This is a genomic window from Bradyrhizobium sp. 138 (assembly GCF_023074075.1).
Classification (GTDB): Bacteria; Pseudomonadota; Alphaproteobacteria; order Rhizobiales; family Xanthobacteraceae; genus Bradyrhizobium.
On sequence record NZ_JADPKT010000070.1, the window covers coordinates 165,858 to 177,394 of the forward strand.

At 66.8% G+C, this 11,537-nt stretch carries 11 protein-coding genes; all 11 read left to right on the top strand.

Annotated elements, in window-relative coordinates:
- Positions 1–14: 14 nt before the first annotated feature.
- Genes IVA79_RS22950 through IVA79_RS23000 form a run of 11 tightly spaced genes read left to right on the top strand, consistent with a single transcriptional unit; the run spans position 15 to position 11,526 of the window.
- A complete protein-coding gene (locus tag IVA79_RS22950) occupies positions 15–2,927 on the top strand; it encodes a flotillin family protein (RefSeq protein ID WP_247556952.1) in 2,913 nt (970 codons plus the stop codon).
- Positions 2,928–2,936: 9 nt separating this feature from the next.
- Positions 2,937–3,374 (top strand): SRPBCC family protein, encoded by a 438-nt coding sequence (locus IVA79_RS22955; protein ID WP_247556955.1) that lies wholly within the window; start codon positions 2,937–2,939, stop codon positions 3,372–3,374.
- A gap of 2 nt (positions 3,375–3,376) precedes the next feature.
- Positions 3,377–3,820, top strand: coding sequence for an SRPBCC family protein (locus IVA79_RS22960; RefSeq protein WP_247556957.1), 444 nt, complete (start codon positions 3,377–3,379; stop codon positions 3,818–3,820).
- A gap of 2 nt (positions 3,821–3,822) precedes the next feature.
- On the top strand, positions 3,823–4,641 hold the full coding sequence (locus IVA79_RS22965) for an FAD binding domain-containing protein (protein WP_247556960.1): 819 nt from the start codon (positions 3,823–3,825) through the stop codon (positions 4,639–4,641).
- Between the two features lie 5 nt (positions 4,642–4,646).
- The gene (locus IVA79_RS22970) at positions 4,647–5,123 is read left to right on the top strand and encodes a (2Fe-2S)-binding protein (protein WP_247556963.1); all 477 of its coding nucleotides are present in this window, start codon (positions 4,647–4,649) and stop codon (positions 5,121–5,123) included.
- A gap of 12 nt (positions 5,124–5,135) precedes the next feature.
- The gene (locus IVA79_RS22975; RefSeq protein WP_247556965.1) at positions 5,136–6,731 is read left to right on the top strand and encodes a molybdopterin cofactor-binding domain-containing protein; all 1,596 of its coding nucleotides are present in this window, start codon (positions 5,136–5,138) and stop codon (positions 6,729–6,731) included.
- Position 6,732: 1 nt separating this feature from the next.
- Positions 6,733–7,755, top strand: coding sequence for a molybdopterin cofactor-binding domain-containing protein (locus IVA79_RS22980; protein WP_247556968.1), 1,023 nt, complete (start codon positions 6,733–6,735; stop codon positions 7,753–7,755).
- Between the two features lie 10 nt (positions 7,756–7,765).
- Positions 7,766–8,647, top strand: coding sequence for a MoxR family ATPase (locus IVA79_RS22985; protein ID WP_128927092.1), 882 nt, complete (start codon positions 7,766–7,768; stop codon positions 8,645–8,647).
- Complete coding sequence (locus IVA79_RS22990; RefSeq protein ID WP_247556971.1) at positions 8,644–9,765, top strand: VWA domain-containing protein; 1,122 nt, start codon at positions 8,644–8,646, stop codon at positions 9,763–9,765. Before IVA79_RS22985 ends, IVA79_RS22990 begins: the two co-directional genes overlap by 4 nt.
- Positions 9,762–10,646 carry an amidohydrolase family protein gene (locus tag IVA79_RS22995; protein ID WP_247556975.1) on the top strand — a complete coding sequence of 295 codons (885 nt, stop codon included), beginning with the start codon at positions 9,762–9,764 and terminating at the stop codon, positions 10,644–10,646. Before IVA79_RS22990 ends, IVA79_RS22995 begins: the two co-directional genes overlap by 4 nt.
- Before the next feature lie 31 nt (positions 10,647–10,677).
- Complete coding sequence (locus IVA79_RS23000; RefSeq protein WP_247556976.1) at positions 10,678–11,526, top strand: MBL fold metallo-hydrolase; 849 nt, start codon at positions 10,678–10,680, stop codon at positions 11,524–11,526.
- The last annotated feature ends 11 nt before the right edge of the window (positions 11,527–11,537 follow it).

The following is an 11,537-nucleotide window of genomic DNA, read 5'->3' on the forward strand; positions in this document are numbered from 1 at the left end:
CGAGGGAGGGAAAGATGTCGGGGATGCTGGTCGGTGAATTGATCCTCTGGCTGATCGTCGCGATCGTCGTGATCGTGGTCGGTGTCTACATCGTGAACTGGCTCTACCACCGCTCCTCCAAGGAGACCTCGTTCGTCCGGACCGGCTTCCTCGGCGAACGCGTGGTCATCAATGGCGGCGCCTTCGTGCTGCCGTTCATCCACGACTACACGCCTGTCAACATGAACGTGCTGCCGATGGGCATCGTGCGCTCCCGGCAGGATGCCGTGATCACCCGTGACCGCATGCGCGTCGATATCGAAGCCGACTTCTATGTCCGGGTGCAGGCGACGCGGGAAGCGGTATCGATCGCCGCGGCGACGCTCGGCCGCCGCACCTTGGAGCCCGGGCAGCTGCATGCGCTGCTGGCCGGCAAGTTCATTTCCGCAATCCGCTCGGTCGCTTCCGAAATGACCATGGAGGAAATGCACGAGCGACGCGGGGATTATGTCGCGCGCGTCAAGACCGAAGCGGCGGAAGCTCTCGCCCAGAACGGCCTCGAGCTGGAATCGGTCGCGATTACCGATCTCGACCAGACCGACCTGGAGTTCTTCAACCCCTCGAACCGGTTCGATGCCGAAGGCCTGACCCAGCTGATGCAGGACATCGAAGCCAAGCGGAAGCTGCGCAACGACATCGAGCAGGACTCGATGATCAAGATTCGAGCTCGCAATCTGGAAGCAGAGCGGCAGGCGCTCGAGATCGAGCGCGAGAGCGAGACCGCGCGCCTGGAGCAGGAACGCGACATCGAGATGCGCCGCGCGCTTCAGCGCACGGAAGTCGCCCGCGAACGGGCGCTGCGCGAAACTGAGGCCGAACAGGCGCAGATCTCGGCGCGCGAGGCTATCGAGCGCGCCCGCATCGCCAATGACCAGGCGATCGCGGAGGCCCGCATCGCCTCGGAGCGCGAGACCCGCCAGAAGGAGATCGAGCGGACCCGCACCATCGAGGAGAAGGAGCTGCTGGCCCGCGAGGAGATCGAGAAGACAAGGATCGCCAACCAGCGCTCGATCGACACCACGCGCATCGCTTCGGAACGCGAGGTGCGCCAGCGCGAGATCGAGCGGATGCGCACGGTCGAGGAAGCCGAGATTTCCGCCCGCGAAGCCATCGAAAAGGCGCGGATCCAGCAGGACCGCGTCGTCACCGACGCCCGCATCGCCAACGAGGAAGAGACGCGCCGCCGCGAGATCGAGCGTACGCGCGCCGTCGACGAGGCCGAGATCGCCGCGCGCGAGGCCACCGAGAAGGCCCGCATCGCGCAGACGCTGATCGTCAATGTCGAGCGCATCTCCTCGGACGAGCGCACCCGCGCGCTGGAGATCCAGCAGGTCCGCACCATTCAGGAGGCCGAGATCGAGGCGCAGCGCGCGGTCGAAGCCGCCCGCATCGCCCGCGAGCGGACGCTGGCCGCCGAGCGTATCGCCGCCGAGCAGAACACGCGGCAACTCGAGATCGAGCGCAACCAGGCGCTCGACGTCGCCGGCATCGCCGCGCGCGAGACCACAGAGGCCAGCCGCATCGCCCAGGAGGAGCGCGTGCGCTCGCTCGAGATCGCCCGCAACCGCGCCATCGAGGAAGCCGATATCGCCTCGCGCGAGGCGATCGAGGCGGCCCGCATCGCCCAGGAGAAGGCGGTTGCGGCCGAACGCATCCAGGCCGAGCGCGACACCCGCGCGCTCGAAATCGAGCGCACCGGCGTGCTGGAGGCGGCCGAATTGAAGCGGCGCGACGCCATCGAGCGCCAGCGCATCACGGTCGATCTGGCGCTCGAGGCCGAGCGCATCAACTCCTCCAAGAAGCGCGAGGTGCTCAATATCGAGCAGAAGAAGGCGGTCGAGATCGCCGATGAGGACCGCGTCATCGCGCTGTCGACCAAGAAATCCGAGCGGATCGACGCCGACCGCCAGGTCCGGCAGGCCGAGATCGTCGCGCGCAAGGAGGTCGAGACCACCGACGTCTCGCGCGAGCAGGCGCTGGAAGCCGCCCGCATCGAACGGCGCCGTGCGATCGAGCAGCTCGAGGTCGCCCGCGTGCAATCCTTGCAGGAGGCCGAGATCGCCTCCCGCGAGGAGGTCGAGCGTGCGCGCATCTCGTCGGATCGCGGGCTCGACGAAGCCCGGATCGGCCGCGAGCGCGAGCTGCGCAAGCTCGAAGTCAATCGCGAGAAGGAGGTCGAGACGGTCCTGATGGAGAAGGCCATCGCCATCCATCTGAAGTCCCTGGAAGAGTCCGCCGCCAAGGCGTCGGCCGAGGAAGCACGGATGCGCGCGACCGAAGCGACCGAGCGCGTCATCACCGCGCGCGAGAACGAGATCGCCAAGCGGCGCAAGACGGTGGAAATCCTGATCGCCGAGAAACAGGCCGAGGAGACCCGGATCGCCGCGGAGGCCGAGCGCGTGCGCGCGGCTGTCGAGGCCGAGGCACAGCGGATGCTCAACGAGGCGGAGAACGTGCTGACCGATCAGGCGCGCTACTCGCTGTTCCGCAGAAAACTGCTCGACCGGATCGAGGGCATCGTGCGCGAAAGCGTCAAGCCGATGGAGAAGATCGAAGGCATCCGCATCCTCCAGGTCGACGGCCTCAACGGCAACGGGAATAGTGGCAATCGCGGCCGCAGCGCCACAGACGAGGTGATCGACTCCGCCCTGCGCTACCGCGTCCAGGCGCCGCTGATCGACTCGATCCTGGCCGATATCGGCGTCGAGGGTGGCAGCCTCGCCAGAATGCCGGGCCTGATCCGCGAGGCGCGCGACATGCAGGGCATCAAGGAGTCCGCGCGCAAGAGCGGCGGAGGCGGAGGTGGCGGCGACAAGCCGGCCGCCACCCCGCCGGCGGCGGAAGGTGGCGAACCGCCGGCCGAGCGCGGGCCGCGGAAGAAGAGCTGAGGTCGCGTCATGGCCCGCGTCTACGTCTCCACCGTCGTCAATGCCCGCAACGACCGCGTCTGGGCGCGGGTGCGCGATTTCAACGGCCTGCCGAACTGGCATCCGGCCATCGCCGAGAGCCGCATCGAGGGCGGCGAGCCCTCCGACAAGATCGGTTGTGTCAGGGATTTCCGCCTGCGGAACGGCGACCGCATCCGCGAAAAGCTGCTCGGCCTCTCCGACTACGACATGTTCTGCACCTATTCGATCCTGGAATCCCCGATGGGTGTCGAGAACTACGTCGCGACGCTGCGCCTCACCCCCGTCACCGACGGCGACCAGACTTTCATGGAATGGACCGCGGAATTCGACTGCCCGCCGGAGCGCGAGACCGAGCTCGTCAGCAATATCGGCGGCGGCGTGTTCCAGGGCGGGTTCGATGCGCTGAAGCGTGTGTTCGGAGGCTAGCCGTGCCGCATATCGTCAAGAGCACGATCCTGAATGCACCGACCGACGCGGCGTGGGCCGTGCTGCGCGATTTCAACGGGCACGATCGCTGGCATCCGGCGGTTGCGACCTCGTCGATCGAACGCGCGCAGTCCGCCGACAAGATCGGCTGCGTCAGGCGCTTCAAGCTCAACGACGGCTCCGAGCTGCGTGAGCAATTGCTGGCGCTGTCGGACCTCGAACAGTCCTTCAGCTATTGCCTGCTCGATACGCCGGTGCCGATGTTCAACTACGTCGCCCATGTCCGGCTGTTGCCGGTCACCGATGGCGACCGCACCTTCTGGCACTGGGAATCCCGCTTCACCACCAAGCCTGGGGATCACGACCGCATCACGCACATGGTCGCGGAAGACATCTATCAGGCAGGCTTCGAGGCGATCCGCCGGCATCTGAGGGAGGCCGCATAGTCATGGCCGTGACAGTGAAGACGTTTACCAGCGCGAGCGAGGCGGCCGGCGCGCTGTCCTCGGACCGCAGCGCGCGTTATCTCGGCGGCGGCACGCTGGTGATGCGGGCGCTGAACGAGGGGGACGTTTCCATCTCGACGGTCGTGCGCACGCAAGATCAGGCGCTGTCCCGGATCGACGCCTCGGGGCCGCGCATTACGCTCGGCGCCGGCGTTACCTTTGCGCGCGTCCTCGCCGAACGCGACCTCGCCTTCCTGCACGCGCCGGCCCGCTCGATCGGCGGACCTGCCGTGCGCAACATGGGAACCATCGGCGGCAATCTCTTCGCGCAAAATCCCTATGGCGATTTCACCGTGGCGCTGCTGGCGCTTGATGCAACCGTCACTGTGGCCGGCGGCTTCGGCGCGCGCGACGTCCCGATCGAAGAGTTTTTGCAGGGGCGGGAACGGCAGACCGGGACGTTGGTGCTGTCGGTGTCCTGCACCCGGCCCGCGAACAGCGAAGCCTTCCGCTATCGCAAGATCGCCCGCATCAAGCCGAAGGGCGGCTCGGTCATCACGCTCGCGGCCCATCTGCCGCTCAGCGGCGGCCGGATTGCGGGCGCGCGGGTCGCGCTGGGATCGATGGCGCCGACCCAGATCCGCGCCCGCGCCGCCGAGCGTGCACTGGAGGGACGCGCGCCGGACGCCGCGACCATCGCGGCGGCCGCATCGGCAGTGACGGAGGGAACATCGCCGTCCGACAACGCGCTCGGCAGCGCCTGGTATCGCCGCGAGATCGTCGGCGTGCATCTGCGCCGTTTACTGTCGGGACAGGAATAGAGCCCATGTCGAAGATCCCCCTGCAGTTTCGTCATAACGGCCGCGACGTCGCGATCTTCGTCGATGGCGGCACCAATCTCTTGGTGGCGCTGCGCGAGCTGATTGGCGACATGACGCCCAAATTCGGCTGCGGCCAGGGCGGCTGCGGCACCTGCAGCGTGCTTGTTGACGGCGAGCTTCACCTCTCCTGCCTGACGTTGGCGGAGACGGTCGCCGGCCGCACGATCGAGACGCTCGACGGCATGAAGCAGGGCCCGAACCTGCATCCGCTGCAACGTGCCTTCGCCGACAATTTTGCCGCCCAGTGTGGCTATTGCACACCGGGCATGCTGATGGCGGCCAAGGCGCTGCTCGACCGCAATCCCTCGCCCAGCCGCGACGAGGTCGTCGAAGCCATCTCCGGCAACATCTGCCGTTGCACCGGCTACGAGCCGATCATCAATGCCATCCTCGCCGCCGCCGGCGGCCGGGTCAGCGCGTAAGGAAACGCGACCATGCTGGAACTGCGCAAGGACATCTTCGCCGACGAGCGCGACGATAACCTCAAGGAAATCGGCAAGGGCACGCAACGCCAGGACATGCTCGGCCATGTCACGGGCACGTCGAGCTATTTTGGCGATCACAAGCTGCAAGGCATGCTGCATTTGAAGGTCGTTCGCTCGACACAGGCCCATGCCAGGATCCGTCGCATCGATACCGCGGAGGCCGAGCGCTCGGCCGGCGTGCGCCGCATCATTCGTGGCACCGACGTGCCTGTTAACCTCAACACGCTTCTGAGCCTGATCAATTTCGGCAAGGACGACGAGCCGTCGCTGGCGGTCGACAAGGTCCGCTACAAGGGCGAGCCGATCCTTGCCATCGTTGCCGACAGCGAGCGCGAGGCCTTCGAGGCCATCGCCAAAGTGCGTGTCGACTATGAGCCGTTGCCGGCCGTGTTCGACGTCGAGGATGCGCTGAAGCCCGGTGCGCCCGTGGTCAACGAGACCTATCCGAAGAACGCGTTCATCTATCATGACGTCTACGACCACCAGCGCCTGCGGTTCGGCGATGCCGATGCGGCGCTCGCGGGCGCAGACCACGTGCTCGAGCAGCGCTACCAGATGTCGCCGATCGAGCACGCGCCCACCGAAACCAACGGCGCCATCTCCGCGCCCGACACCAACGGCCGCTACGTCGTCTATACCTCGACACAAGCGCTGTTCTTCTCGGTCGATACCTGCGCCAAGATCCTCGACGTACCCTCGAACACCTTCCACTTCATCGGCGGCACCGTCGGCGGCGGCTTCGGCGGCAAGGTGGACACCTTGACCGAGCCGCTCGCGATCCTCGGCGCCATGCTGACCGGACGCCCGGTCCGCTACGTGTTCGGGCGCGAGGAGGAGATGCAATACGGGCCGCCGCGCGGTGCCGAGCGTATCTACATCAAGGACGGCGTGATGCGCGACGGCCGCATCGTCGCGCGCAAGATCCGCGCTTTTTTCGACAGCGGCGCCTATACGCGACTGTCGAGCTACGCCGCGGTGAAGTGCGCCGCGCATCTGCCGGGCCCCTACACCGTCCCGAACGTCTATGGCGACGTCTACTGCGTCTTCACCAATCGCACGCCCGCAACGGCCATGCGCGGCTTCGGCGTCACCGCGATGGACTTCGCCATCGAGTGCCAGATGGACAAGCTCGCGAACCTCGTCGGCATGGACCCGATGGAGTTTCGCATTCTCAACGCCTATCGCGACGGCGACATGAAGGCGCACCGGCGCGAGGCCAAGAACACCGCGCTGATCGAATGCGTTCAGGTCGCTGCCGAGAAGGCCAAATGGCCGATCCGCGACGAGTTCAGGCGCGCGTCCTCGCGCAAGGACGGCGGCGGCAGCCGCGCGGCCATCCCGCCGACGCCGACGGATTCTTCGCGCGCGAGGCCGACGACGCCGTCGCAGCAGCGCACGAGCTATGACCGCCTGCCGCCGACCGTCACGAGAGAACCGCCGCGCGATCCGCCCCCGCCGGCACCGCCGCCTCCATCACCGCGCCCGGCGGCGCCATCCCACGGCGCGACGCGATTCTCATCCGTGTTCGGCACCAGGAGACGCTGACATGACCAGGCATCGCGGACGCGGCATGGCGTCGATCAATTATCCCATCGGCATGAACCTCGGCGGCGATCCGAGCCAGGCCCTGGTGCACTCCAATCCCAGCGGCAAGTTCACGGTGGCGCTGTCGTCGATCGATCTGGGACAGGGCATGAAGTCGGTGACGCGGCAGATCTGCGCCGAGACGCTTGGCGTGCCGGTCGAGGACGTCTATGTCGACACGGCGGACTCCGACACCGGCCCGCACTGCATGGGCTCGTTCGCCTCGCGCGGCACCCACCGCGTCGGCAATGCCGTGATGGCCGCCGCGCGCGAGGCCCGCGGCGTGATGATGGAAGCGGCTGCCGAGGAGCTCGAGGTCAACGCCGCCGATCTCGAAACCGACGGCCGCGGCAATATCCACGTCAAGGGCGCGCCGCACCGCTCGATCTCGACCAAGGATGTCGCGATCGCTGCCCAGTTCAAGCAGGGCAAGACCATCTCGGGCCGCGGCATCTTTCTCGTTCCGCTCTCCAACGTCGATCCGGAGACCGGCGAGATGTCGCCGACGACCTGCTACGCCCATGCCTGCCTCGTCGCCGAGGTCGAGATCGATGACGAGACCGGCGAGGTCGCGATGGTCCGGATGGATTCCGCCTATGAGCTCGGCCGCGCGCTCAACCCGCGTCTGGTCGAACAGCAGCTCGTCGGCGGCGCCTGGATGGGCGTCAGCCATGCGCTCTACGAGACCCCCGAGCCTTATTATCCCGATCCCGTTCACGGGCCCCGCGACTTCGTCGAATATCTGATGCCCGGCCCCGGCGACATCTGCCCGCACGATATCGCGGTGCTGGAACGTCCCGCTCCTGATGGTCCCTTCGGCGCCAAGGGTCCCGGCGAGATGTGCGCCAATCCGGTGCTGCCGGCCGTTGCGAACGCGATCTTCAACGCCGTCGGCGTGCGCATCGACGATTTGCCGATCACGCCCGAAAAGGTGCTGCGCGCGATCAAAGCCCAAGGCGGCGCACGGCCGCAGGCACGGCGCTGAGGGAAACACCGTGGCCGTTCGCAGCAACATCGTCGGCATCGACAGCCCGGAGGCGCTGGAGAAGGCGCTGCGGGCGGCCTATTACCTCGCCGACGAGGGCCTTGCGACATCAGCCTATCTTGGCCTCGCGCTCGGCAAGCCACTGCTGCTCGAAGGCGCACCCGGCGTCGGCAAGACCGAAGCGGCAAAGGCGATCGCCGCCGTGCTCGGCCGGCGCCTGATCCGCCTGCAATGCTACGAGGGCATCGACGCCTCCGCCGCGCTCTATGAGTGGAACTACCCGCGCCAGATGCTGGCGATCCGTCAGGCCGGTGACGAGAGCATCGACATCTATGGCGAGACCTTCCTGATCGAACGTCCCATGCTGGCCGCCCTGCGCGCGCCCGATTCCACCGTGCTGCTGATCGACGAGATCGATCGCGCCGATCAGGAGTTCGAAGCCTTCCTGCTCGAATTCCTCTCCGACTTCCAGATCTCGATTCCCGAGCGCGGCACGGTTCGCGCGGCCGAACGCCCGGTCGTGGTCCTCACCTCGAACCGGACCCGCGATCTGCACGAGGCCCTGCGCCGCCGCTGCGTCTATCACTGGATCGACTATCCCAGCGCCGAGCGCGAGGCGCGGATCATCATGATGCGTGCCTCCAGCGTTGCCGAGGCCACCGCCCGCGCCGTTGTCGCGGCCGTGGAGAAGTTGCGGCGCGAGCCGCTGAGCAAAGCGCCCGGCATTGCCGAGGCCGTCGACTGGGCCGAGGCGGCGACGCTGCTGCACAAAGGCGGCGCGCGCTGGCCGGACGCGTTCAAGCGCTCGATCGGCGTGGCGCTGAAGGATGAAGAAGACCTGCATTTCATCTCGCCGCGGCTCGATGCCATGCTCGCGGAGGCGACCGCATGACCACCGAGCCGCAGCTCCCGCGCGCCGCGCGCGTCTTCGTCGCCTTCGTCGCGCTGCTGCGCGCGAACGGCTTTGCCGTCGCACCGGAGCAAACCACGACGTTTCTGGCCGCGATCGAGCTGCTCGGCCCCGATAGCATCGAGCACATCAGGCAAGCCGCCCTGGCGACGCTGGCCCCACCGCCCGAGCGCCGCGCGACCTTCGATCGGCTGTTCAATCTGCATTTCCGCGGCAACGAGGCCATCGAGCGCACCGAGGACGGCGAGGACGACGAGACCGTTCGGCTCCAGGAGGAAGGCCGCGGTGACGAGGAGCCGCTTCTCTCCGACGAGGCAAGCGAGTCCGGCCTGACCGCGACGCGTGCCGAGGCGCTGGTCGAGCGCCGCTTCGGAGCGACCGCGAGCACGGACGCCTTGCGCCGCCTGGCGCGGGAGGCGCCACGACGCCTGCCGCGGCGGCGCGGCCATCGCCGCATGCGCGCCCGCCGCGGGCCGTTTGCCGATCTGCGCCGCACCTTGCGCGACAGCGTCCGCAGCGACGGCGAGATCCTGCGGCTCGGTCACATGAAGCGGCGCCAGCGCCCGCGCAAGATGCTGCTGCTGATCGACGTTTCCGGCTCGATGAAGGCCCGCACCGAGGAGAACATGAAGCTCGCGCATGCGCTGGTGCAGGCCGCGCCCAATGTCGAGGTCTTCACCTTCGGCACCCGACTGACCCGCGTCACCCGTCCGTTGCGGCTGAAGCGCCGCGAGCAGGCCATGAACGCTGCTGCGCATCTGGTCAGCGACTGGGACGGCGGCACTCGGATCGGCGACGCGCTCCAGGCCTTCCTCGCCGTGCCCCGGTTCGGCGGCTATGCCCGCGGCGCTGCCGTGGTGATCGTTTCCGACGGGCTCGAACGCGGCGAGACCGACGCACTTGCGGACGCCGTCGCGAAATTGTCGCGGCGGGCCTGGCGCTTGAGTTGGCTGACGCCGCTGGCGACAAGCCCCGGCTTCCGGCCGCAGACCGAGGCGCTCATCGCCATCGAGCGCTTCGTCGATGACCTCGTCGATGGCGGTTCGAGCGCGTCGATCGTCGCGCATATTCTGGCGTTGGGACGAAGGAGAGCGGCGTGACCGGTATTGTCGACGGCCATCATCACATCTGGCGGCAGGCCGACCTGCCCTGGCTGATCGGCCCCATGCAGCCGCGCATCTTCGGCCCCTATGAACCGATCCGGCGCGACTATCCGATTCAAGAATATCTCGACGACCTCAAGGGCACCGGCGTCACCCGGTCGGTCTATGTGCAGACCAACTGGGCCAACGACCGTTTCGAGGACGAGGCCGCCTGGGTGCAGCAGACCGCCGATCAACACGGCTGGCCGCACGCGATCGTCGCCTATGCCGATTTTGCCGTGGAGGACGTGCGACCGCAGCTCGATCGCCTGAAGCGCTATTCTCTCGTGCGCGGCGTGCGCATGCAGCTGCACTGGCACGGAAACCCGCTCTACCGCTTTGCAGCCCGCGCGGATCTCTGCGCCGATCCGACCATACAGCGCAACGTCGCGCGTCTTGCCGACTATGGCTGGAGCTTCGACTTGCAGGTGTTCACGCCGCAAATGCCGCAGGCCGCAGCGCTTGCCGAGGCTTGCCCCGAGGTGACCTTCATCCTGCAGCATGCCGGCATGCTGGAGGATCTGTCACCGGCCGGCCGCGCCGCCTGGCGCGGCGGGATGGCCCGGCTCGCGGCCTGCCCCAACGTGGTCTCAAAGCTGTCCGGGCTCGGCACCTTCATCCATCGCAACGATCCCGCGCACATCGCCGCCGTGCTCACCGACACCGTCGCGATCTTCGGCGCCGAGCGCTGCCTGTTCGGCTCCAATTTCCCGATCGAGAAATTGTGGACCAGCTATCGCGAACTCGTGGACGCCTTTCGCACGGCGGCCGCGCCGTTCAGTGCTGAGCAGCAGGATGCCATCTTCAGGACGACTGCGATGCGCGTCTATCGGCTTTGACAGACAAGAAACAGATGAGGGAGGGCAATGAATGGCGCTGGAGATCAAGATCCTGGACTATGGCGATATCGAGCTGGAATCGAGCTTCCTGGTGCTCGGCCGTGACTGTGGCCGCACCCGCCGCGTCCTCACCCTCGGCTTCCTGATCCTCGGCGGGAAATATCCGGTCGTGGTCGACACCGGCTATCGCTCCAACCAGATCATGGAAACGCTGGGCATGCGCGGGCTGCAGTACCACGAGAACATGATCGAGAACCAGCTCGCGCGCCACGGCGTGCGCATGGGCGACGTCCGCTTCGTCTGCCATACTCATCTGCACATCGATCATGCCGGCAAGGACGATCTGTTCCCGATGAATACGACCGTCGTGCTCAACCGCAAGGAGCTCGAATATTCGGTCTCCGGCCTGATGCATCCGCAATATCCGGCACCCGACATCAAGCATCTGATCGACCGCCTGCACACCAAGAGCGCGCTGCGCTTCCTCGACCTCGAGATCACCGGTCCGATCGAGCTGATGCCCGGTGTCTATTGCGACGCCGCCAATGCGCATACGGAGGGCTCGATGAACATCATCATCGAGACGGCCGATGGCATCGCCACCATCTGCGGCGACGTCATTTACGACTTCAACGACCAGATCGTGACGCCGTTCAACGAGATCCATGATTGGGAACCGCGCACGACGGGCAATCACGGCACCAGCAAGCGGGCGGAGAAGGCCTCGATCAAGAAGCTGCTGAGCAATTCTCGCTATCTGTTGCCGGTGCACGACCGTCCCGCCAAGATCGAAGGCGGCAACGTCGTCGGGCGCCTGCACGATCAGGTCCCCGGCCCGATCGTGCAATCGCTGCCCGCACGCAACTGGTTTCCGGCGTAACGTGCCTTGAG